Annotated in this window: 20 protein-coding genes; 5 read left to right on the top strand and 15 right to left on the bottom strand. The window is 58.9% G+C overall.

Annotation, left to right across the window (positions count from 1 at the left end):
* Positions 1 to 83 precede the first annotated feature (83 nt).
* The 10 genes from cls to H586_RS0107845 form a co-directional block, all read right to left on the bottom strand.
* A complete protein-coding gene (gene cls / locus H586_RS0107890; RefSeq protein WP_011366702.1) occupies positions 84 to 1,538 on the bottom strand; it encodes a cardiolipin synthase in 1,455 nt (484 codons plus the stop codon).
* Between the two features lie 194 nt (positions 1,539 to 1,732).
* Positions 1,733 to 2,155 (bottom strand): universal stress protein, encoded by a 423-nt coding sequence (locus tag H586_RS0107885; protein ID WP_011366701.1) that lies wholly within the window; start codon positions 2,153 to 2,155, stop codon positions 1,733 to 1,735.
* A gap of 341 nt (positions 2,156 to 2,496) precedes the next feature.
* Positions 2,497 to 3,525: an FAD:protein FMN transferase gene (locus H586_RS0107880; protein ID WP_011366700.1), complete on the bottom strand. Its 1,029-nt coding sequence runs from the start codon at positions 3,523 to 3,525 to the stop codon at positions 2,497 to 2,499.
* A gap of 60 nt (positions 3,526 to 3,585) precedes the next feature.
* Positions 3,586 to 4,455: an RnfABCDGE type electron transport complex subunit B gene (rnfB, locus tag H586_RS0107875; protein WP_011366699.1), complete on the bottom strand. Its 870-nt coding sequence runs from the start codon at positions 4,453 to 4,455 to the stop codon at positions 3,586 to 3,588.
* A gap of 75 nt (positions 4,456 to 4,530) precedes the next feature.
* Entirely contained in the window at positions 4,531 to 5,106 is a 576-nt protein-coding gene (locus H586_RS0107870; protein WP_011366698.1) for an electron transport complex protein RnfA, read from the bottom strand.
* 12 nt (positions 5,107 to 5,118) lie between these two features.
* Complete coding sequence (rsxE, locus tag H586_RS0107865) at positions 5,119 to 5,793, bottom strand: electron transport complex subunit RsxE (protein ID WP_011366697.1); 675 nt, start codon at positions 5,791 to 5,793, stop codon at positions 5,119 to 5,121.
* 61 nt (positions 5,794 to 5,854) lie between these two features.
* Complete coding sequence (gene rnfG, locus H586_RS0107860) at positions 5,855 to 6,433, bottom strand: RnfABCDGE type electron transport complex subunit G (protein ID WP_011366696.1); 579 nt, start codon at positions 6,431 to 6,433, stop codon at positions 5,855 to 5,857.
* A 3-nt stretch (positions 6,434 to 6,436) separates the two neighbouring features.
* Positions 6,437 to 7,396, bottom strand: coding sequence for an RnfABCDGE type electron transport complex subunit D (locus H586_RS0107855; protein WP_027181773.1), 960 nt, complete (start codon positions 7,394 to 7,396; stop codon positions 6,437 to 6,439).
* A gap of 17 nt (positions 7,397 to 7,413) precedes the next feature.
* Positions 7,414 to 8,610: an NADH:quinone oxidoreductase subunit RnfC gene (locus tag H586_RS0107850; RefSeq protein WP_148204100.1), complete on the bottom strand. Its 1,197-nt coding sequence runs from the start codon at positions 8,608 to 8,610 to the stop codon at positions 7,414 to 7,416.
* A gap of 5 nt (positions 8,611 to 8,615) precedes the next feature.
* Positions 8,616 to 9,350, bottom strand: coding sequence for a cytochrome c3 family protein (locus H586_RS0107845; protein WP_049753747.1), 735 nt, complete (start codon positions 9,348 to 9,350; stop codon positions 8,616 to 8,618).
* Positions 9,351 to 10,000: 650 nt separating this feature from the next.
* Here H586_RS0107845 and H586_RS0107835 point away from each other — a divergent pair.
* The 3 genes from H586_RS0107835 (at position 10,001) to H586_RS0107825 (ending at position 13,241) form a co-directional block, all read left to right on the top strand.
* Positions 10,001 to 10,555, top strand: a complete 555-nt coding sequence (locus tag H586_RS0107835; protein WP_034618817.1) for a LemA family protein — start codon at positions 10,001 to 10,003, stop codon at positions 10,553 to 10,555.
* Positions 10,556 to 10,667: 112 nt separating this feature from the next.
* Positions 10,668 to 12,626 (top strand): DUF2207 domain-containing protein, encoded by a 1,959-nt coding sequence (locus tag H586_RS0107830; protein WP_027181770.1) that lies wholly within the window; start codon positions 10,668 to 10,670, stop codon positions 12,624 to 12,626.
* Positions 12,627 to 12,746: 120 nt separating this feature from the next.
* On the top strand, positions 12,747 to 13,241 hold the full coding sequence (locus tag H586_RS0107825; RefSeq protein WP_011366689.1) for a chemotaxis protein CheW: 495 nt from the start codon (positions 12,747 to 12,749) through the stop codon (positions 13,239 to 13,241).
* A 330-nt stretch (positions 13,242 to 13,571) separates the two neighbouring features.
* On the opposite strand, the gene speB is transcribed toward H586_RS0107825, so the two are convergent.
* The 4 genes from speB to speA form a co-directional block, all read right to left on the bottom strand.
* Complete coding sequence (gene speB, locus H586_RS0107820) at positions 13,572 to 14,471, bottom strand: agmatinase (protein WP_027181769.1); 900 nt, start codon at positions 14,469 to 14,471, stop codon at positions 13,572 to 13,574.
* A gap of 62 nt (positions 14,472 to 14,533) precedes the next feature.
* Positions 14,534 to 15,709, bottom strand: a complete 1,176-nt coding sequence (nspC, locus tag H586_RS0107815; protein WP_011366687.1) for a carboxynorspermidine decarboxylase — start codon at positions 15,707 to 15,709, stop codon at positions 14,534 to 14,536.
* Positions 15,682 to 16,878 carry a saccharopine dehydrogenase family protein gene (locus tag H586_RS0107810; RefSeq protein ID WP_027181768.1) on the bottom strand — a complete coding sequence of 399 codons (1,197 nt, stop codon included), beginning with the start codon at positions 16,876 to 16,878 and terminating at the stop codon, positions 15,682 to 15,684. Before H586_RS0107810 ends, nspC begins: the two co-directional genes overlap by 28 nt.
* A 39-nt stretch (positions 16,879 to 16,917) precedes the next feature.
* Positions 16,918 to 18,840 (bottom strand): biosynthetic arginine decarboxylase, encoded by a 1,923-nt coding sequence (speA, locus tag H586_RS0107805; RefSeq protein ID WP_027181767.1) that lies wholly within the window; start codon positions 18,838 to 18,840, stop codon positions 16,918 to 16,920.
* 639 nt (positions 18,841 to 19,479) lie between these two features.
* Between speA and H586_RS18630 the strand changes: the two genes are divergently transcribed.
* On the top strand, positions 19,480 to 20,361 hold the full coding sequence (locus H586_RS18630; RefSeq protein ID WP_162147963.1) for a GGDEF domain-containing protein: 882 nt from the start codon (positions 19,480 to 19,482) through the stop codon (positions 20,359 to 20,361).
* Positions 20,362 to 20,516: 155 nt separating this feature from the next.
* Here the strand turns inward: H586_RS18630 and H586_RS0107795 are convergent, their stop codons facing one another.
* A complete protein-coding gene (locus tag H586_RS0107795) occupies positions 20,517 to 22,061 on the bottom strand; it encodes a leucyl aminopeptidase (protein ID WP_027181766.1) in 1,545 nt (514 codons plus the stop codon).
* Positions 22,062 to 22,320: 259 nt separating this feature from the next.
* Between H586_RS0107795 and H586_RS0107790 the strand changes: the two genes are divergently transcribed.
* Positions 22,321 to 23,652, top strand: coding sequence for a TrkH family potassium uptake protein (locus H586_RS0107790; RefSeq protein WP_027181765.1), 1,332 nt, complete (start codon positions 22,321 to 22,323; stop codon positions 23,650 to 23,652).
* Positions 23,653 to 23,657: the final 5 nt, after the last annotated feature.

The raw sequence follows: 23,657 nt of genomic DNA, 5'->3' as shown, positions 1-23,657 counted from the left end.
CGACATGTCAACAGCTATCAGCCGCCTTTGTGCCAACCGGAAGGAATAGCAGCACTTCATTTTTTAACATATACACAGCACGGCTACAAATACGGGGTGAACAGCCAGAATGCGGCATCGCGCATACGCACCGGCAGGGAACGGTTTTCCAGTTCGCTCAGGGTTATGCTGCGCGCATTGCGCCGCACGTTGTCGAAATGCCTTACCAGCGGACGCACGACGGACGTATCAAATATCTCCACATTCAGCTCGAAATTAAGCCGCAGGCTGCGGGGGTCCAGATTGGCAGACCCCACCTGCGCGTAACTGCCGTCGATGAGCATGATCTTGGAATGTACAAAAGGGCCGGGCTGGTAGTAGACATGCACCCCGAACCGCAGCAGCTGCCACAGCATGTTGCGTGTGGCCCAGTGCACTGCCGGCAGATTATTTTTTCCGGGCAGCACCACATCCACCCGCACCCCACGCAGGGCAGCTGCCTGCATGGCGCTTATCAGATCGCCGGACGGCAGAAAATACGGAGTCATGATGCGTACCGAGCGGCACGCACTGGAGATGACGCCCGTCATCAAAGCCGAAATACGGTCGATATCCTGCCCGGGACCGCCTTTGACCACGCGGCACAGCGTATCGCCGCACGGCTCTTCCGTCACGCGGCGGGGCAGCGTATATTCGCCGGTGGCAAACCCCCAGTCATCCAGAAAAGCTTCCTGCAGCTGGGCCACCACAGGGCCGGAAAATCCGAAATGAATGTCCACCACGGGGCGTCTGTTTTCCGGATTGTCCACCATATGCCTGTCACCCAGATTCATGCCGCCGGTAAAGCCTACCTGCCCGTCGGCCACCAGCACCTTGCGGTGGTTGCGCAGATTGACACTAAGCTGGGGAGGAAAAAGACGAGGCGGAAGGAAACGCGCCACGCGCACTCCCCGCCGCTGCAGCAGGGTTCCAGCGCGGGGAAAGGCGTACAGCTCGCCCACGCCGTCCACCAGCACACGCACATCAACGCCCCGTGCCGCAGCGGAGCTCAGAGCTTCGATAAAGCGCCGGCCTTCCGGACCGGTTTCAAAAATATATGTGGCAAGGTACAGTGAGTCTTCGGCACATTCCACCGCTTCGATCATGCGGGGGTAGGCCTGCTCGCCGTTATGCATGATGCGCACATCGTTACCGCCCACCAGCGGCATTCCGGTGACAGCCAGACCGGAACGCTGCAGCGTGCGGTAGACCGGCGCAATAAGATAATCGTCCATGGAGCCGGGCGGCAGAAAGGGATGGGTTCCGCCGTGCAGCCGCCCTTTTGTGGCGGTGCCTCTGGCCGAATTTTCTTCATTCAACCGTTCTGCCTTGCTGCGCACACGGTTGATGCCGAACACGAAATAGAGCAACGGCCCCGCCAGAGGAAAGGTAAGGCACACCGCCACCCACCCGAGAGAGGCTCTGGGCTCCCGCTTGTTCAGCAGGGCATGGCCCGCAGCGGTGAACGACACGCACAGGTTGATCACCACCAGCAGGCCGCTGAGAAGAGTGAAATCCATCTCGCGACTCCGCTTTCAGTTACAACTCCGGCCGCGGCATGCTGCTGCAAACGGGCAGACAACGGCATGCTGCGGGGCAGCCGCAGGAACGCGGCTGGTATTCTTCTTACCGCCAGCCACACAGAAGGGCAATGCCGCAGACAAAAAGAAAGGCGGCCCCAGCGGAACCGCCTGTATAATTTTACGCGCAACCGCTAGCGCGACACGAGCACCGGCACGCCGGACATGGAAAGTACCCGGTGGGCCACACTGCCCAGCAGCATACCTTCAAAATCATTCAGCCCACGCGAACCCATGACTATTACATCGCACTTTTCGTCATCGGCTACTTCCACAATGGTGTCGCTGGGCTTGCCGTGTTCGATGCGCACGGTAAACTTCACGCCTTCGCGTTCCAGATCTTCGCGGAAGACCTGTATCATTTCTTCAGCATTCTTATGCATTTCGGCTGCAATTTCAGTACGGGCCGCACCGCCGATAAGGTTGGGCACCTCGCCGAAACAATGCATCAGCACTACCTGCCCTTCCGAGCATCTGGCCAGCGCCACGGCGTGACGCATGGCAAAACGGGAATTGCTGGAACCGTCCACAGCCAGCAGTATTTTTTTAAACGCCATAACAACCTCCGCGCAATGATCATTCACTGCAAGTGTCATTGAATGTGATGTCAGTACGCTCCGGCACGGCGGCCGGAACGTTGTTACTAAAAGGATGATGCCGACACTAGCACACGGACAGGCCGGCGACAACCTGCTGCGGAAACAATACTATCCGCGGACAAAAAACGCCCGGCAAGCCTGCCGCGCCTGAATTCGGCCCCGCAGCACATGCCGGAACACGCCACGCAGTGCCTCTGCTTTCCATCCCGCGGCAGCAGCCGCCACCGGCACCGGAACAAAAAAAGTCCGGCCGCAAAGCGACCGGACAGAACGGACTTTAATGCTCCCGGGCAGCAGTTTTATGCTTTTGCCCAGTTGCGCGATGTATAGGCAGCCCCGTTACGTCCCAGAATAAGACATTCGCGTCCCGTAAGGCTGTCCATGAACTGCAGACCGCTGCGGGCCTGCATGACATACACCGCAGTAGCCAGTGTATCTGCCTCCATCACGGTGGGAGCCGTCACCGACACACTGAGCACGCTGTGCGGGCTGCTGCCGGTGGCGGGGCTTACCAGATGGCTGTACATGCGTTTGCGGTCGTAAAAGACCTCATAACCTCCGGAAGTGGCAATGGCACCATCACGCAGGGCAATAGTCGCGGGGTAGTTCCGCTTTTTATCAGGGTCCTGAATGGCGATAACCCACGGTTTGCCGCCGGCTTTTTCTCCGCTGGTGCGTATATCGCCGCCGGCGTTGATCATATGATTGCGCACGCCGCAGGCGCTAAGCACGGAAGAAGCTTTGTCTACAATGTAGCCTTTGGCAATGCCGTCCAGCGTCACGCCCATTCCTTCGCGCTGCAGCCGGATGCTGTCGCGCCCCAGCTGCACACCACGCGCATCGACAAGACTAAGCGCATGCGACACGTCTTCCTGAGAAAGCTGCACGCTGCCGGCAAGGTTCTGCCGGCTGCTGAACAGGTCGACCACAGGCTTCACCGTAATGTTGAACGCATTATCCGTCAGGCTGCCGAAACGCAGCGCGCGGTCCATCACTTCCTTAAGTTCAGGCCCGATGCCTGAGACCCTTCCGTCACGGTTAAGCACATACACGGGGGTGGTGCTGTCGTACCGGCTGAACACGGCGGCAAGCCTGTCTATTTCTTCAAAAGCACGCCCCAGAGCCTCCTCGGCCTGCAGGCGCGAGGTATGAACGGCTGTCAGCGTCACAAGGGTGCCCATCTGCAGACGCGTCTGGGTTACGGTGTGCTCACCGCCTATGCGTGCGGCGCCGGCCACAGCGGGCAAAGCTGCCCCTGCCGCCACGGAAAGCCCCAGCAGACCGCATGTCTGGATAAACTGTCTTCTGGATGCGGTATTTTTTTCCATGGAATGACTCCAAGTATCACACGCGCTTTTTCAGGCGCGGTTGTAAACCTGCCGCCGCCCTCAGGCGGAAGCCTCATCCTGAGCCGCGTCCTGCGCTTTCAGCTCGGCCAGCCTGACTTTGGCTGTGGGGCATGTATGGCGCAGAATGTTGCGCGGGCACGCTTCCACACAGGCTTCACCGCATTCCGGCCCGAACGCGAGGCAGGCTTTCTGATCAATCATGATCTTGCCGCCTTCCTGCGTTATGGCGTTTGCCGGACACTTCTTGACGCATTTTGCGCAGTTGATGCAGCCTGCTTCGCACACGTTCATCACGGCCTTCATTTTATCCTGCGTTGAGCAGTAAACCATGACACGCGCACGGCGCGGGATGAGTTCCAGAATATTGCGCGGGCATATGCGGATGCATGCGCCGCAGCTTGTGCATTTTTCTTCGTCAATATGCACAAGGCCGTTTTCTATATACATGGCGTCAAAGGGGCACCCGCGCACGCAGTCGCCGTAGCCGATGCACGAAAAACGGCACGCGTCGGGGCCGTCTTCGATCATTGCCGCGGCAGTGCAGGATGCAAATCCCTCGTACCCGTAACGGGATGCCACCTTACCTTCATCTTTTACACAGCGCCGGAAAGAAACCAGCGGTTCATCATCGCCTGCGGCCTTGCCGGAAAGCTCACCCACCTTGTGGGCCACTTCCGGACCGCCTGCGCAGCACAGCCCGGCACTGACCGAAGGATCGGCCAGCACAGCCTGGGCATACGCTTCACAGCCGGCAAAACCGCAGCCGCCGCAGTTAGCGCCCGGCAGGGCGTCCAGCACAGCTTCAACGCGCGGATCTTCCTCTACATAAAAAACCCGGGAAGCGGCCGCCAGCACACAGGCTGCGACAAAACCGAGCGCCAGCAGGGAAAGCACGGATGTTACGACCATATCGCTGTCCTTGTCTGTTTTCCTTTCCTTTGCGGATTTCCCGCGGAAAGGGCTTGTCCTTGTTCCGGTACTTCCCTAGGAAATCATGCCCTGGAAGGCCATGAAAGCCATGGACATAAGCCCCGCCATAACCAGCCCCACCGGCACACCCGCAAGGGCGCGCGGCACACGGGTGATCTCCAGCCGCTCGCGCAGACCGGCAAGCAGCACCAGAGCCAGCATAAAGCCGAGCCCTGCCGCAAACGCGTAAAAGACCGACGTGCCGAGGTCGAACTCTTTGCGCTGCACCAGAATGGCCACACCGAGAACCGCGCAGTTGGTGGTAATGAGCGGCAGAAAAATGCCCAGTGAGCTGTACAGCGGGGGCACCATCTTTTTAAGGAACATCTCGACCAGCTGCACAAGAGACGCAATGACCAGAATGAACATAATGGTCTGCAGATAATCAAGATGCAGCGGGGTAAGCACAAACTTCTGCAGCAGCCATGTGATGGGGGTAGCCAGCATCATGACGAATATGACGGCGCCGCCCATGCCCAGACTGACACCTTTTTCCTTGGAACAGCCAAGGTAGGGGCACTGGCCGAGATACTGGGCAAGAACAATGTTGTTGACAAAGATCGCCGAGATCAAAAGCAGGAAATAATCCATGTTCAGCCTCCCTTACCTGTGACCTGCGGCGCAGCCGCGACACGATTCGCAGCCGGGGGTCGGGTTTTCCGGTTCGGGGATGCCCTTGCGCTTGGCCTGCACAATGCTGAGCAGGTTCATGGCGCCCAGAACAAGCCCCAGAGAAATGAACGCGCCCGGCGCTTCGACCATGAATGTGAGGGGTTTGAACCCCTGCCACATCACCTGATGGCCGAAAACCGTACCGGTGCCCAGCATTTCGCGCAGCGAGCCGAGAAAGGTGAGCGACAGGCAGAAGCCCATGCCGATGCCCAGCCCGTCAGCCGCGGCCAGATGCACCGGGTTTTTACCTGCAAAAGCTTCTGCACGCCCCAGAATGATGCAGTTAACAACAATCAGGGGAACAAAGATGCCGAGCTGCTGGTACAACGGATAGGCATATGCCTGCATAAGCAGCTCGATGGCCACCACCAGCGAGGCGGCGATGGCGATATAACAGGCGATGCGCACCTTTTTGGGAATAAGGTTGCGCACCAGCGAAATGATGACGTTGGATAAAAAGAGCACGAAGATTACCGCCATGCCCATACCGAAGCCGTTATTGGCGGACTTGGTGACCGCAAGCACCGGGCACAGCCCCAGAACCAGCCTGAACGGAGGAATTTCCCTCCACAGGCCTTTGCTGAACTCTTTCCACATGCTGGCCATTGTATTCTCCTATGACGTCGCCCGCGTGCCGCGGGGTACGCATGTTGCGTCTGGTTTTCGCCTAGTTGAAGCCTGTGACGATCTCGCTCTTCAGCGATTTGTAGACCGCAGAGGCTTTCTGCACGGCAACCATGCAGCCGATACTGGAGAACGTCGCACCGGAAATACCGTCAATCTCTCCGCCGTCGGACTTCAGGGCCACATCAAGCCCCTTGCCCGTAAACTTCGAGGTGAAGGAATCTTCGGCAATGACGGTGCCAAGGCCCGGGGTTTCCTTCATGGTGGTGACGCCTATTCCCGTCAGAACGTCGTTTTCCACGTCAAAACCCACCATCACGCCGATATCGCCGCCGTAACCGCCGCCGAAGTTTTCAAGCGCCACGGCAAAAAGCTTGCCGCCTTTTTTGGCCGGAAACACGTTGTACTCGGCCCCCGTGGAGGGGTCGGTAAACCTGCGCCGGTCTGCAATGGGGTCGTTGTCGTATCCGGAAAGCACGTCCTTGATGGCCGGTCCCTGCACATAGGTCAGAACCTGAAGCTCTATCTGGGGGGCGGTCAGTTTTTTCAGCGAAGAAAGGGCAAAGCCCGATATGACGCAGATTGTGGAAAGCACCACGATCATTTTAATGATTTCACGCATGGCTTACCTCGCTCCGAAAGGCTTGGGGCGGATCATATCCAGCAGCGGCGATGTCATGTTTGCCAGCAGAATGGCAAAGGGCACGCCGTCGGGATACATGCCGTAGACCCTGATGGTTACCACCATACCTCCGGCCAGCAGGCCGAAGATGACCATGGCGGCCTTGCCCACGGGAGAAGAGGAAGAGTCCGTCACCAGAAAGAAGGCGCCGAACACCACACTGCCTGTGAGCAGATGGAAAAGAGGCGAAGCGTACTGGCTGCTGTCTATGGCGTAGAAAATGCCTGAAATCAGCAGCACGCCGCCGAAGAATGCCGCGGGCAGCTGCCAGCGCACGGTGCGCCGCACCAGCAGATATATTCCGCCCAGCAGCAGCGCGCCCACCTGCGAAGAGCCCAGAGCCCCCAGCTGCTGTCCGGCCAGCAGGCCGGTGTAGCTGATGTCCGCCACTTTCTGCGCACCGAAATACTTCAGCTGCGTAAGCGGGTTGATCAGCATGGTGTTAAGCATGGCCGCGTCGATATCCATTTCCAGCTTCCACGAAATGGAAAGAATGGCCCAGCCCACCAGCGGCGCACATACGGGGTTTGCCCCCAGTCCGCCGAAGACCAGACGTCCGAGTAAAATTGTGAAGGCGCTGCCCAGAATAACCAGCCACCACGGGGCGGAGGCAGGCAGCAGAAAAGCCAGCAGCAGCCCCTGCAACAGGGCACTGTTGTCGTCCACCGTGACATCGCGCTCCATGGCTTTCAGGCACACGGCCTCTATAACCACCGCAGTCACGCATGAAAGGGCCATAACCCGCAGCGCGTCCAGACCGTACATATAGACGGCCATGGCCACCGCGGGCATCAGGGCGATAAGATAATCCCGCATCATGCCGTGTATGGTGCGCCCGCAATGCCAGTGCGGAGCCGCCCCGACGGCGAGAAACGGGGCTTTGGCCAATGATTCGTTTGCCATTTGCTGTTACCCCCTGTCTACTTGGTCTCGCCCTGCAGGGAACAGGCGGTCACCTGCTGCTCCTGAAGCACGATCTGATGTTTTGCCAGCTGGATAAGCTGGAGCACAGGGCGTCTGGCCACGCACCAGTAACTGCACAGTCCGCATTCCACGCAGGAATCGATGTATTCGTCCTTGCACTTGTCGTACATGCGGAATTCGCTGTAGCGTCCCAGCAGGTTGGGCCGTATACGCGCAGGACAGCGCAGAATACATTCGCCGCAGTTGATGCAGGCGGTGTCGCTGACAGGCGGATATGTACCGGCAGGCACCACAAAAAGCGCGGTGTCATCTTTGCCTATGCCTATGTCCAGCCGGCTCAGGCTTCTGCCCCGCAAGGGACCGCCCAGCACAACCCTGTCACCTTCGCCCACGCTGATACCGGCATGGTCCAGCAAAGCCTGCACGGTGGTGCCCACTTTGACCAGGTAGTTTTTGTCCTGCACGGTCATCACTGTCTGCGTGACGGGCAGTCCGGTCTCGGCGGCACAGCCCAGTCTGTACAGTTCGTGCAGACCTATCACATTGACGCCTTTGGCCTGTTCACTGCCGGTCACGGCAGCGGCAAGCAGTCTTTCGACACTGTTGGGGTAAACGGGGGCCACCGCTCTGGTGGATGCGCCGGCAAGGCTGATGCCCGCATCGTGTGCGGCCAGAATGATATTTTCCGCCGGAGAAAGCACCTTGAGCAGTGCGAGCCCTTTTTCAAGGGTGGCTTTATGATTCTCCAGCAGAGCTTCTGCCCAGCGGATGCCGGGATCGGGATTCAGCCCGTTGATGATAAGGAGTTCAGCCCTGCGCAGAAACACCCGCAGGTCGATGCCGAGGCTTTTCAGGGCTGCTTTCAGCCCGTCTTTTTCAAGCGATGACAGATCAATCGCATCGGCTTGCGTCTTGGCAGGCTCTTCGCCTTCGGCCGGTTCTGCAGGTTTCTGCGCCGTTATGACCACACATTCCGGAGTAACTTCGGCCACAACACCGCATATGGAGCTGTGCGCCTCTCCGCGCTTGTCGCCGGGGTGATCGGCCACCAGCATTCCGGTATGGACCTGGGCTTTTTTCTTCACGGCCTTCTGACCGTGACCACTTAAGGGTATGCGCACCTCAGCAGGCTCCGGCCCGTTGATAAATGCGCTCCTGTCGCCGCAGATGAGAGCAAAGGGAGTAGTACTCATAGACATCACCGGAAATGGCACTGGTTGCATTGACTCTTTTCAAAGGGGCCGCTTTGGACCTCTTCGTGACATCCCATGCACTGACCGTGGAAAGCGCCCATTCTGTTGGGAATGAGTTCGTCCACTTTTTCCTCGTAGTGACACGAGGCACAGGCCGTGAATGCCTTGTCCAGGGTTCCGTTTTTCAGAGCTTCGCGCTGGCTGGCGCTGGTGTGGCAACTGTCGCACCCGTCCATCTTCTCTTCGAACATGTCGGCGTGACAGGTCTGGCAGCGGCGGTGAACGGAATCACGCAGCCCGGGCATGGATTCATCTCCCTGAGCTTCATGACAGTTGGAGCAGGCCATGGGTTCTGGCTCGATGTCCGGTCCATGGTGACACGCGGTACAGTCATCGTATCCGGTGTGCTCTTCATGGCTCCAGTCCACTCCGGTAAATTCCACATGGTGACAGGTCACACATGCTTCGTCGGAGTAACTGGCCACATGCTCTTTACGGAACTCGTCCGTGACGGCCACGCCGTGGCAGTCGCCACAGGCCATGGGGTCAGGTCTCGCCGTCTCGCTTTCGTGGTGACATGTCTGGCATTCTATGCCGTAATTCTCTGCATGCGTTTTGTGATCAAAAATCACCTTTCCGCCCGAATTATCGAACAAAATACGCATGGGCTCGGCCTGCGTCTGCTTAGGGCTCAGATAGCCGAAAGCAGCCACGGCCGCCAGAATACCAACAATCACCACTGTGGGAACGTATCTCCTTGGCAATGGACACCTTCCTCAACATGTAAGTTGAACCATTAACTATTCGATTCTGCGAAAGATATCTGCCGGCTGGATTTGCTTAGAACATTTTGCCGTTTTTGGAAAGTACCCGCAGAAACCGACACTCCTACTCAACACGCAGACAGTTTGCTGTGTATTACCGCAATGTTAACGCTTGTGTGGTCACTCAACCATGCGATATCACAACACTAATTAAATTTTTCACATACCCGGCACCCTCGCATACAGGCAAGCGGCGGAGCACACGGTGCATGTTGTGCACCCCGGCTATGCGGTACCAGCTCCCGCGTCATACACTGCTGCCTGCACCACATCGGAGTACCGCGCCACTTTATGAAACCGCCGCCGGACATGCTGTCTGAAACAACGCCGGGCAGGCATCTTGCCGCAAGCCGTGTTTTAGGGCAGCAGCCCTGCCAACCAATCAGTATCACAGGACAAGTAACTTCTGGCCTCCTGCATTGCTTTTCTGCTATGCTGCGCCCGCCCCGCAACGTATGTCCCCGTTTCTGCGCCGATGCGCCGCACCGCAGCCTCTTTGCGGTACTGCACATCACCCGCGCTGCGCGGCAGCAGCAACAGCATCTGATTACCTTGGAGCAAACACGATGTATATTTTCATAGCAACGGCGGCACCCGCAGCATTGATCGTGCTGTGGGGCATCATGCTGTACAACCGTTTTGTCCGCTTCCGGGCCATGATTGAAGAAGCCTGGAGCGGTATCGACGTTCATCTGAAGCAGCGTCACGATCTTGTGCCCAACCTTGTCGCCACTGTGCGCGGATATGCAGACCACGAAAATCAGACCCTGACGGCTGTCACCGAAGCGAGAAACCGCTGCATGACAGCGGGCGGACCGCAGGAGGCTGCAGTGGCGGAAAGCTTTCTGGGTCAGGCGCTTGGCAATCTGTTCGCCCTTTCGGAAAGCTACCCCCAACTGAAGGCTGATGCCGGATTCAGGCAGCTGCAGGAACAGCTTGCCTCTCTGGAAGACAACATCCAGAACGCCCGCCGCTACTACAACGGCACAGTACGCCAGATGAATGTGGCCGTAGACAGTTTCCCGTCAAATATCATAGCCGGAATATTCAAGTTTTCCCGCGCAGACTATTTTGAACTGGAAGACGCCGCCCAGCGTGCTGTCCCCGCCGTGCAGTTTTAGCACGGGGCACTGCCCGCCGCTGATACCGGCCCTGTGCAGCCGTACGCACCTGAAAACCGGCCGCAACGCGTTGCGGCCTTTACGACGCCCCTTGCTTATCAGGATCATCACCATGTCCCACACCCTGCAAAAGCGGACAGCGCTGCTTGCCGCCTGTCTGGCCGCCGTGCCGCTGCTCTGCGCTCTGCTGCTGTCTTCTCCCGTTCCCGCCTGCGCAGCCCGGCAGGCCCCTGCGGCAGAACGCATTCTGCTGTTTGATTCCACCGTGCACATTCAGCCCGACGGGCTGTTGTCCGTGCGTGAGACCATCAGGGTCAACGTTCTGGGCCAAAACATCCGGCGCGGTATTTTCCGCGATATTCCGGTGCGCTACAAGCTCGGCATGGGGTTACGCCGCCGTCATGCGCTCATTGTGCAGAACGTGCTGCGCAACGGAAAACCGGAACCCTATGCCGTGGAACAGCGCAATCATGTACTGCGCATACTCATCGGCTCGGGGCATGCCATGCTGGACCACGGGGTGCATACCTATGAGATAACCTACACGCTGGACAAACAGATAGGTGTACCCGAAGACGGCAAAGAAGCGCTGCTGGCGTGGAACGTGACAGGCAACTACTGGGACTTCACCATCGACAAAGCCACGTGCACCGTTGTGGCTCCTCCCGGGGTATCTGTTGTGTCCGCCACGGGGGCCACAGGCAGACCCGGTGAACACGGCACGACGTTCACCGCATCGTACCACGGGGCAGAAGCCGCATTTGCCACCACCAAGCCGCTGCCGCCCCGGGAAGGCTTCACCATATTCACGCGGCTGACACCGCCGGACGGCCTTGCGGGACCGCAGGGCTTTGCTGCCGTATGGGCTGACAACAAGCTTTTCTTTGCCGGAATCGCGCTGCAGTTGCTGCCCCTTCTGGTCTTTGCCCTCCTTTGGCACAAATTCGGACGCGACCCGCACGGCCCGGTGGTTATCCCCCGCTATGAGCCGCCCGCAGGTATGGACGCGGCCTCTGCCGGCAGCCTGCTGCAAAACGCCCCCATGCCGCGCAAACGCGCACTGATGCTCAGCATCGTGCATCTGGCAGCAGAAGGCTGTCTGACCATCGAAACGGAAAAAATGACACATGTTCTGCATGCCACCGGCAAGCCCTCGTCGGTACCCGCCAACCGGCAGGTGCTGGAAGAGCTGTTCAGGACAGGCAACACAGTGCAGCTGAGCAGCTATAACCGGCCGGCGCTTTCTTCGGCGGCGGATGCGCTGCAGCGCTCCATGAAAGAACGCTATGACACCCCTGAAATACGCCGCAACAACACCTCCAAGCTGCTGCTGTGTGTGCTGAGCAGCATTGCCGCACTGGCAGGCAGCGTACCGCTTGTGTTCGCCGGTGATGCCGGAGGATTTATGGCGGGGGCCGCTTCCGGCATGTTGCTGCTCATGGCAGGACTTGTGCCCTACAAGATTCTCAGCAGGCGGTTCAGCATTCCGGGCATACTGTTCTCTTTGATATTTTTCAGTTTCGCGCTCATCTTTTTTGCCTCTTTCAACAGACATGCAGAAGCCAACACCGGCATGGTCATCGTGCTGTGGAACGTGTTTCTGCTCTGGCTTTTCCGCAGACTGATGCCCGCCTACACCGAAAAAGGCATGGCTCTCGTCAATGAGCTAAAAGGATTCAGACTGTTTCTTTCGCTCACCGAAAAGCAGCGGCTGCAGATGCAGGACCAGCCTGAAATCACCCGCGAGCGGTTTGAGGCCCTGTTGCCCTTTGCCATGGCTTTCGGCGTTGAACGCCGCTGGGAGGACAGCTTTAAAGCTGCCATGCAGCTGCGCGGCGAAGACAGCACCAACTACGGCATACGCTGGTATGACAGAGGTTTTTCCGGCACAGAGATGCGCCATGCCGGACTGGGCGCCGCGCTGGGCAGCAGCATCGGGGCATCAGTCTCCGCCAGCATGCCGGAATCCACCGTCTCCGGTTCTTCCGGCGGCTTCAGCAGCGGCGGAAGCGGCAGCAGCGGCGGAGGCAGCGGTTCCGGAGGAGGCGGCGGCGGGGGCGGCGGCTGGTAATCATCCTATTGCGCCCGCACGTGAAGTGCGGCATCATCGTAACAAGCAGAGAATGCAGCGGGTACACGCGGACAATGCCGCGTGCGCACCCGCCGCCATCAACAAAGCAGGGCACCTCCCATGACAGAAGATACCACCGCACAGTGCAGCCAATGCAGCCAGTACTTCACTTTTGTTCTGGATAACGAGCTGTTTGCACTTGAAATAGACTCCATACGCGAGGTGCTGGAACTGCCTCACATCACACGCATTCCACGAACACCGGCATTTATGCGCGGTGTCATCAATCTGCGGGGGCATGCCGTGCCCGTGGTCGATTTGCGGCGCAAATTCGCCATGCCCGCAGTGCAGGACACCGTGGATACCTGCATAATCATCGTGGAGGTGATGATGGACGGCGAGCTGTCCATCATCGGAGCGCTGGCGGACGGAGTGCGCGAAGTGGTGGACATCAGCCCCGATGCCGTGGAACCGGCCCCCCGCATGGGAACAGCCATACAACCGGAGTACATCAGGGGCATTACCCGCCACGACAACGCGTTTGTCATGCTGCTGGACGCGGAACGGCTTTTTTCGCAGGCGGAAATGGAAATGCCGCCGGCGGCCCCCCTGTAAAAACAGCCCGCCTCAGTCCGGCATGCCCCGCCGCGGGCGCATACACGGCACACCGGGGTCATTGTCTCTCCTTCATCATACGGCCGCGCACCCCCCGTCACGGTGTTCCTGTGACGGCGTCAGCGGTGCACGGCACCGGCAATGCACTACCACGCAAAAAAACACCGCCGCCGGACTGCCCGTTGAAAAACGGCTTCCGGCGGCGGATAGAAAATGCATGTCCGTACGGCTGTCACCTGCAGCGCCCTCAAGGACGGCCGCAGCAGGTGAACGGTGAAACGGCTGTGCCCGTAGAGGGCAGCGGCGCGCAAGGCGAACTACAGCTCAGGGTCAGACGCGCCCCTTTGCTGCGGCATGCCGCTGCACCATGCCCATCATGTTGTACACCAGTTGCGCCGCGGCAAAGTCCGAGGCAATGTCACCAAGATCCGGTGCCAGTTCCACGACATCCATACCAAGGACATGGCGCCCTTCCACTGCCTGCCGCAGCATGTGCTGAGCGTCCCACCAGCCCAGTCCTCCCGGCACGGGGGTTCCCGTGGCGCGTATGACCGCAGGGTCCAGCCCGTCCACATCAAACGTCACATACACCCGCGAGGGAAAGTCCGGCGGCAGAATATGCTCCGGCAGACCGTGTTCCGCCAGCTGACGGGCGTCCCAGCATGTCACGCCATGTGCCGTGCGCACCCGGACTTCTTCTTCGCTGCAGGCACGCACGCCCACCTGCACCAGCGGCAGGCCCATTTCAAGCGCCCTGCGCATGACGCAGGCGTGGCTGTAGGGGGTACCGTCGTAGCGTTCTCTCAGATCGGCATGCGCGTCAAACTGCACCACCCCGAACGATCCGTACCGTTTATGCAAAGCCCTCAGCGCTCCCAGCGTGACGGTATGCTCTCCGCCCAGCAGCACAGGCACAGGCGGATTCTCCGGCGCAGCGTCCAGCGCGGCCTGCACCGAGGCTTCGATACGCATCAGCACCTCTGCCGTTTCTGCATCGCAGTCCACAGGGCAGTGGGTGAACAGCCCCAGCCGTGAAGGGTCGGACAGCCCGTCCCACAGCTCCAGCTGCCGCGATGCGGCCAGAATGGCGGCAGGCCCCCTGAAGGTGCCTCCGCCGTACGATACAGAGGCTTCGTAGCCCGCCGGAATAATATGAAACCGCGCCTTTCCGGGCGCCACAGGCTCCAGCTCGGAGTCCAGAAAACGCTCTTCATGTTCGCACAAACTCATATCAGCTCCTCGCGCGGCACACCGCGCAAGACCGCCCCGCAAGGCACGGGGCGGTCACCGGTTCAGGAAAGCCTGTTTCTGAAGTCTTCGTACCCAAAGGTACGCTCGACCAGTATTTCATCGGTGGCGGGTCTGTAGCGTGCTATGGCAGGCAGCTGCAGCCCGTTGAAGGTGTTTGTTTTCACCATGGAGTAGATGGCCATATCGGTAAAGGCCACCCTGTCTCCGGCCCTGAGCGGCTCATCAAACGAGTATTCGCCGATGACATCACCGGCAAGACACGACTTGCCGGCAAAGCGGTAGGAATACGCTTTTTCCCCCTGCAGCCCCGAGCCGATGACATGGGGTCTGTAGGGCATTTCCAGTACATCGGGCATATGGCATGCGGCCGAAGCGTCCAGTATGGCCACAGGCATATCCGCCTGAACCACATCCAGCACGGTGGCCACCAGTATGCCGGTGTCCAGCGCCACCGCCTCGCCGGGCTCCAGATACACCTGCACACCGTATGTGCGGCGCACATGCGCGGCGCACCGGCACAGCGTGTCCACATCGTAATCGCTGCGGGTAATGTGGTGCCCGCCGCCCATGTTGACCCACTGCATGCCGTGCATCCACCGGCCGAATTTCTTTTCCACCTCGGCCAGCGTACGCTCCAGCGCATCGGCATTGTGCTGACACAGCGTATGAAAATGCAGCCCCTCCACACCGTCCAGTGCGCCGGAATCCCGTTCCAGAGCCGCTTCAAACTCACGCAGACGCACGCCCAGACGAGAACCGTCCGAACACGGGTCGTATATGGGCACCGCGCCTTCCGAGTGTTCGGGATTGACGCGTATACCCATGCTCACATGCCGCGGACAGGCCTGCACCGCAGGCCGGAAACGCTCCAGCTGTGCAAATGAGTTGAACACCACATGGTCAGCATGCCGCAGGATGTCCTGCATGTCGTCATCGGAGTACGCGGCGGCAAAAACATGCACCTCGCGCCCGAATTCCTCCCGCGCAAGACGGGCCTCATGCGGCGAACTGGCACAGGCTCCATGCAGTACCGTGCGCAGCAGCGGAAACACGCTGAACATGGCAAACCCCTTGAGTGCCAGCAGAATTCTGGCACCGGTGCGCTGCTGAACCGTGTCCAGCACGGCAAGATTCCGGCTCAGAAGGCCCTCGTCCACCACAAAGCACGGCGAGGGCACCCTTCCGATGCCTAACCTTTCAAGATAACCTCTTTCCACGGCAGACCACGCTTGTTGAGCTCTTCCATGAACGGGTCAGGGTCAAGCTGTTCCATGTTAAACACGCCGCGGCCCTGCCACTTGCCGGTGACCATCATCATGGCACCTATCATCGCGGGCACGCCGGTGGTGTAGGAAATGGCCTGAGAACCTACCTCGCGGTAGCATTCTTCATGATCACACACGTTGTATACGTACAGGCTCTTTTCCTTGCCGTCCTTGACACCGTGCATCACGTTGCCGATGCAGGTCTTGCCTTTGGTACGCGGGCCCAGCGATGCGGGATCGGGCAGCAGTTCCTTGAGAAACTGCAGCGGCACAATGTCCTGCCCGTTATAGCGCACGGGATCAATGCGGGTCATACCAACATTTTCAAGCACCTTCAGGTGGTTGAGATAGTTGTCTGAAAACGTCATCCAGAACCGGGCGCGCCTGATGCCGGGCAGGTTGCGCACCAGCGACTCAAGCTCTTCGTGGTACATGAGAAAGCACTTTTTCCTGCCGATGCCCTCGGGGAAATCATACTGCATGCTCCACGAAAGAGGATCGGTCTCCACCCATTCGCCGCGCTCCCAGTAGCGCCCTCTGGCGGTTACTTCACGGATATTGATTTCCGGATTGAAATTGGTGGCAAAAGGATAGCCGTGATCACCGGCATTGCAGTCGATAATGTCGAGAACATGAATCTCGTCAAAATGGTGCTTGACGGCATGGGCGGCAAACACGTTGGTCACACCGGGATCAAACCCGCTGCCCAGCAGTGCCATGAGCCCTTTTTCCCTGAAGCGGTCCTGATACTCCCACTGCCACTTGTATTCAAAACGGGCAGTGTCCGGCGGTTCGTAGTTGGCCGTGTCCAGATAATTGACGCCGGTTTCAAGGCAGGCATCCATGACGGGCAGATCCTGATACGGCAGGGCGAGATTCACCACCAGATCAGGCTTTACCGCGTTGATCAGCTGCACCATTTCCGCCACGTTGTCGGCATCCACCTGAGCGGTTTCTATGGTGCGGCCGGTGCGCTGCCGGATGGAATCGGCAATGGCGACGCATTTGGAGACCGTGCGGCTTGCCAGCACGATTTCTGAAAAAATATCCGGGGCCTGCGCGCACTTATGCGCGGCAACAGAGCCGACACCGCCGGCGCCGAGAATGAGCACTTTTGCCATAGGGCATCTCCTTGCAGCCGCATCATGCGGCGTGCACTTCTATCGTTCGAAATAGGTGTATCCGCGCAGACCGTTTTCGTAGGCCTGCAAAATGCCGAACCTTTCGGAAGGGGTGATGCGCCCCTCGCGCACTGCCTGTTCCGCCGTGTCGCGCAGCTGTTCCATGATGCGCCTCGGATCGTATTCCACGCTGGAAAGCACATCGGCCACGGAATCACCAAGCAGTTCACGCCGGTATTCAATGCTGCCGTCCTCTTCCACGCGGATGCTGACCACGTTGGTGTCGCCCAGCAGGTTGTGCAGGTCGCCCAGCGTTTCCTGATACGCGCCCACCAGAAAGACGCCCAGATAATACTCCTCGCCGTTAAGGGAATGCAGGTCAATGGTATTGCGCACCCCTTGCGGATCGATGAAGCGGTCTATGCGTCCGTCACTGTCACAGGTGATGTCCGAAAGAATGGCCGGACGGTCGGGAAATTCCCTGAGCCTGTGAACCGGCATGACAGGAAACAGCTGTTCGATGGCCCAAGAGTCGGGCAGCGACTGGAACACACTGAAGTTGCCGTAATAGACATCGGCCAGTACACGGTCTATCTCGGCAAGTTCTTTGGGCACATGACGGAGTTTATCTTTTTCCTCCGCCACACGCCGCATGAGTGCCCAGAAAATCCGCTCGCCCAGCGTGCGCTGACGCAGCGTCACCCGTCCGTCCAGAAAATTACGGCGGATTTCGTCGCGGTAGTACAACGCGTCGTTATAGCATTCCTGCAGGTTGCGCAGAGTAAGCCCTCTGAACGCCTCGAACAGGTTGCGGATCATTTCCGGTTCACTTTCATCCAGTGTATCCGGCAGATTGTCGGGAAAGGCTTCGGCGCCGCTCACATCAAGGATGTTAAAAAGCAGCATGGAATAATACGCCACGGTGGCCCGGCCGGATTCCGTGATGATATGCGGATGCGGCACACCTGTTTCGTCCAGAATGCTCATGACGGCTTCCACAATGTCCGTGCAGTACTCGTCCTGCGTGTAGTTGCGGCTGGAAACGAAATTGGTATGCGACCCGTCGTAATCCACGGCAAGGCCGCCGCCCAGGTCAAGATAGCCCATGGCGGCACCTTCGGACACCAGACCTGCATAAACGCGGGTGGCTTCCATTACGGCACTGCGGATATCGCGGATATTGGGCACCTGCGAACCGAGGTGGTAATGCAGCAGGCGGAAGCAGTCGAGCATGTCCTCTTTCTGCAGCCGGTCCACCACGTCCATTATCTGCGCCGTGGTCAGGCCGAAAGTGGACAGCTCGCCGCCGGAATCGCTCCAGTGACCGCCCGCCTTGCTGGCAAGCTTAACACGGGTGCCGATAAGCGGACGCACACCCATCTGCTGCGAACGCCGCAGAATAAGCTCAAGCTCACGCGGCATTTCAAGCACAAAAAAGCACTTGAACCCCATGCGGACGGCATGCAGCCCCAGGTCAATGAACTCCTCGTCCTTGTACCCGTTGCAGACAATGCACGCTTCTTTATCCTGCGCCTGCGAGATGGCGGCGATAAGCTCCGCCTTGGAACCGACCTCCAGACCGTGATGGTACATGGAGCCGTATGTGGCTATCTTTTCGATAACCTGCTGCTGCTGATTGACCTTGATGGGAAAAACGCCCCGGTAGCCGCCCTGATAACCGAGCGATTCGATGGCGTTGCGGAATGATTTGTGAAGAAGGGAGATGCGTGATTCGAGAATGTTCTCGATGCGAAGCAGCACAGGCATATCAAGCCCGCGCTCCTTCATGCCCCGGATGATGTCCGGAACGCTGACGTTCAGCTTATGCGACCTCCCGAAAGGATACACCACGACGTCGCCTTCGGCGGAAACATCGAAGTACCCGGCACCCCAGTTGCGGATGCCATAGAGTTCGGCGGAGTCTTCGGCGCTCCACCGTTGCAGAGTGTGCTTACGTGCCAATCTCTGATCCTCATAAATACCCCGTTTCATTGTTACCTGCACAGGCCGCCCCGCAGGGCGCGCCCGACCTTTGCCATACTGCGCGCTGCCGGCTGCATATACGCCGCACACCGCACCCTGCCATTCAGGCAGGGTAGCTAAGTAGAAGCGTCACCCCTGACTTGTCAATAAAAAAGATGTTCTTTGCAACAGGCATGCAACGTATCGGATTATAACGCCTTGGCTCCTGCAGCATACACCATTTAATCCGCAGGCCCTACACTTTTTTGCTTATCGGAGCCAACCCCCTATAGCCACCACGCATTTTCTGTGCTAACCGGTCTGCGCTCAATTCAACTTATCGGAATTTACCCTTGCGGGCGCCTCTATTTCACACGCCCGGCATATACGGAATGCGTCTTGAAGCAACATCTGCGTATAAAACTGCATCAGACACTGCACAGCGGAACAGAGAAAGACAGTGATCCTGAATTAGTCCGCCGCACTTATATGCTGAACGGCTTTCTGCTGCTCAGTGCCTTTATATGTGCACTGATGGCAGTACTGAAACATACCGAAAGCTTTACGGTGCTTAAAGGCATTTTATGGTGTTCTGCAGGGGCATACTGTGTGTTATACTTTTTTTTGCGCTCAAGCGGTATGCTTAAAGTGGCAAGCGACTTTGCGCTGGCTCTTACCGTCACACTCGGCGTACTGCTTATCTGGCGTCTGAATGACCAGATAACATATATCCTCTGGCTTTTCGCACTGCCGCCTGCAGCGTTTTTCACCTTCGGTACAAAGCGTGCAGCTGTGGCGCTGGGGCTCCTCCTTATTGCGCTGCTGCTCAGCCCTTTTGTTTCTCCCGCAGCCATGCCGCCGGAAACGTTTTCGCTGTCTTACTTCGTGCGCGTAATTGCCGCTTTCTTTACTCTGAGCCTGTTTTCCGCACTGGGTGAATATTCTCGCGCACACACGCAACGGACACTGGTGGCCCTTACCAGAGAAATGGAACAATGCGCTTGCACCGACCCGCTGACAGGTCTGCTCAACCGGCGGGGCATATACGACAGACTTAACGAAGAACGGGCGCGGGCCACACGGTCGGGTTCCACATTTTCGGTGATACTGTGCGACGTGGACCACTTCAAAAACGTCAACGACTGTTTCGGCCATCAGTGCGGCGACCATGTGCTGCACCAGCTTGCCGAGCACTTCCGCCGCAGCGTGCGCGGGCAGGATGTCGTCTGCCGCTGGGGAGGCGAGGAATTTCTCTTCATTCTGCCGGAAACCGACGAGCAGGGAGCCTTGAATCTGGCGGAGAAACTGCGCTCCACCGTGGAACAGACGCCCGTCAATTACCACGGCATGCCCATAGACATCACACTGAGTCTGGGCGTGCAGGAATGCACCCTGACGGAAAGCCCCGAATTCCACATCCGCGTCGCGGACCAGAAGCTTTACATAGCCAAGGAACACGGCCGCAACAAAGTGGTCAGCGGCAACATAGAGGAACTGATGCCGCAGGAACTCATAGCCTGACGCCGTTTTGTTCTTCTGCCGCCATGTATCCGGCGGACACTGTGCACATAAAGAAAGGGCGGCCCGCGGGCCGCCCTTATGCATGCATCATATGCACCGGCAAACTATTGCGGCCCGCGCCAAAAGCGGGGCGACGCGACAGCCTGCGGGCGGCTTCAGTCGCCGGACGGTTCAGGCACGCCGTGCAGTGCAAGCTGCATCAGGGTACGTACGGCAAATCCGGTGGCGCCGAACGGGCACAGCGGACTTTTTTTGTTGCGGTAGGCAGGACCGGCAATGTCCAGATGCGCCCAGCGGCGTCCTTCATCCACAAACTGCTTCAGAAACAGTGCCGCGTTAATGGTGCCGCCTTCGCGGCCGCCCACGTTCTTCATGTCGGCCACATCGCTTTTCAGGTCTTCAAAGTACCTGTCCCACAGCGGCAGACGCCAGTACAGGTCTCCCACGTCGCCGCCCCGGGTGCGCACGGTTTCTGCCAGTGCATCATCGGTGGCAAACACGGCTGCCACATCGGTTCCCAGCGCAATCAGGCAGGCGCCGGTCAGCGTGGCCAGATCGACCATCACCGCGGGATCGTATTCCCGCTGCGCCCATGTCATGGCATCGCACAGAATCAGACGGCCCTCGGCATCGGTATTGATGATTTCGATGGTCTGTCCGGAAAGTGACGTGACCACATCACCGGGGCGTGTGGCCTGCCCGTCGGGCATGTTTTCGGTGCAGGGCATCACGCCGATGACCCTGCGGGTGAATCCGGCCGATGCAGCGCCGGCCTGTCCGCCCATCTGACCGATGGTTTCAAACAGGCCGAAAATGGCACCCGCTCCGCCCATGTCACTTTTCATGTCGCCCATGTTGGCCGAAGGCTTCAGGCTGATGCCGCCGGTATCAAAGGTCACGCCCTTGCCCACGAACACAAGAGGCTGTTCCTTTTCCATCCCGCGGGGGCAATACTCGATGGCAAGCAGCCGTGCATCTTCCACAGCGCCCTTAAAAACTGATTCAAAGGCCCCCATGCCCGCCGCGGCTATTTCCTGACGGGTCATGGAACGCACGGTAAAACCATAGCGGGCCGCCAGCTTGCGGGCCTGTTCTTCCAGAAATGACGGTGTCACCAGATTGGCCGGACCGTTGACAAGATCACGGGTCAGAAAAATACCGGCTGCGGCCGATTCGCCCCTGCGGGCGGCATCTCGCAGCGTGCTGTCTATATCTTCCGCAAAAAACAGGCTGATCCACGACGGGGTGAACAGCGGCTCTTTGCGCGTGGTGCGGAATCTTTCGTAGGTATACAGCGGCAGATATGCCGAAACCACGGCTTCTTCCACATTGCGCGCGGCATCGCCGGGCAGACCGGCAAGGGTCTGCACATCTATGCCCACTGTTTCCAGCTTCAGTTCGCGGCATTTCTGCATGGCGGCCGCCACGGACTTGCGCAGGGTTTCAACGGTGTAGGATTCCCGTTCGCCCAGGCCGCACAGAATGATGCGCGGGATGGCTATTTTGGGATGGCCGTACAGAACGCCTGTTTCGCCCGCGGCACCCGTAAAGTCGTTCAGTGCCGGAGCGATGTCCAGCCACGGAGCCACATCGATGAGTGCCTGTGCCTGTTTGCGTATGTCTTCGCCCTTGAAGGCAAAAGCAAGCACCACGCTTGCTTTCCATTCTCCGGAAGGGCCTCTCTGAAACCTGAGATCCATTGCTAATCCTCCGCTGACTGCGGCGGGCCGCAGCACGCCGTGATATGAGCAGTCCCTGCCGCGCGGGACAGGGACATGACCGCAGACATAGGCCGCCTTTTCCTGCGGAAAGAGGCAGACCGCTGTAAAAAGTAGTGCACCGGAGACACGAAGGCAAGAACATGCCGTGAAAACATCGGAATGCCTGCCCGCATGCGGGATGCCGGAGCCTGCCATTTGATGCTTGCCGTATCATGCTGCGCGGCGTATATGGCGTGGCATGCGTCAGAAATATCTGTCACCCTTCTGGTTGCCGGTCTACGCATTCGGCATTGTCATTGTTGCCGGAGCGTGCCTGCTGCGGCTTGAAGACAGCCTCAACGGCGTGTCCATCAGCTTCATCGACGCTCTGTTCACCGCCACATCCGCGGTATGCGTCACCGGCCTTGCGGTTGTGGATACCCCGTCCACCTTTTCCACCACGGGCCGGACAGTGCTCATGGTTCTTATCCAGCTGGGCGGGCTGGGCATCATGACCTATTCCAGCCTCATTTTCTTTCTGCTGCGGCGCAGAGTGTCGCTGACGGACAAGGCCGCCGTGGGGCAGGTGCTGCTGCATGACCCTTCTTTTGATCTGGGGCGCTTTCTTACCCACATGGTCATTTTCACACTGTGCATCGAGCTGGCCGGCGCCGCGGCGCTCATGGTGCTCATTCCGCAGGATATGCCGTGGTTCCATGCGCTGTTCCATGCTGTTTCCGCTTTCTGCAACGCCGGTTTCGCCCTGTTTTCCGACAGTCTCATGCGCTGGGAAGGCCATGCAGGGGTCAATCTGGTGTTCATGCTGCTGATCATCGCCGGCGGGCTGGGCTTTTCCGTCATGGAAGAATCCGTGCTGCGCATCCGGGGCGAAATTCCCGCTCTCAGCCGTCATACGCGCATCGTGCTGCGCACCACGCTGTGGCTCATTTTCGGCGGCGCGGCCTGCCTTTTTCTGGCAGAACTGCACAGCGGCGGTTCCGCAGACATGCCCACCCGCGTGCTGCAGGCGCTTTTTCAATCCGTCACCGCCCGCACGGCAGGCTTCAACACCGTGGACATAGGCGGCATGGCCAATGTTTCGCTGCTGGTCATGCTGTTTCTCATGTTTGTGGGCGGTTCGCCCGGCTCCTGCGCCGGCGGCATAAAAACAACCACGCTGCGGGCGCTGAGCGCCTTTGTGGCGGCACAGCTTTCCGGCCGCCGTCAGACCGTTGTCATGGAAAGGGCGCTTGACGACGCCACCATGAACAAGGCAATCACCCTCTTCATCTTTGCGGTGCTCACCGTCACGGGGGCCACTCTGGCGCTTTCCATCACAGAATCGGCCGGCGGTGCGCTGGCGCAGGAAAAAGGCATGTTTCTGGAGCTGCTTTTTGAAAGCGTTTCGGCGTTTGCCACAGTGGGGCTTTCCACCGGTGTCACCCCTCAGCTGAGCGACCCCGGCAAGCTTATCGTCACCGCGCTTATGTTTATCGGGCGCATAGGGCCCATATGGCTGCTTTCCGCCCTGCAGCGCTTCCAGCACGAACCCAAGTACCGCTGGCCTGAAACCCAGCTTCCCATCGGTTAGGAGGC

Origin of the sequence: Oleidesulfovibrio alaskensis DSM 16109 (assembly GCF_000482745.1) — a bacterium.
Lineage (GTDB): Bacteria > Desulfobacterota > Desulfovibrionia > Desulfovibrionales > Desulfovibrionaceae > Oleidesulfovibrio > Oleidesulfovibrio alaskensis.
This window is presented reverse-complemented; position numbering and strand designations above follow the sequence as displayed.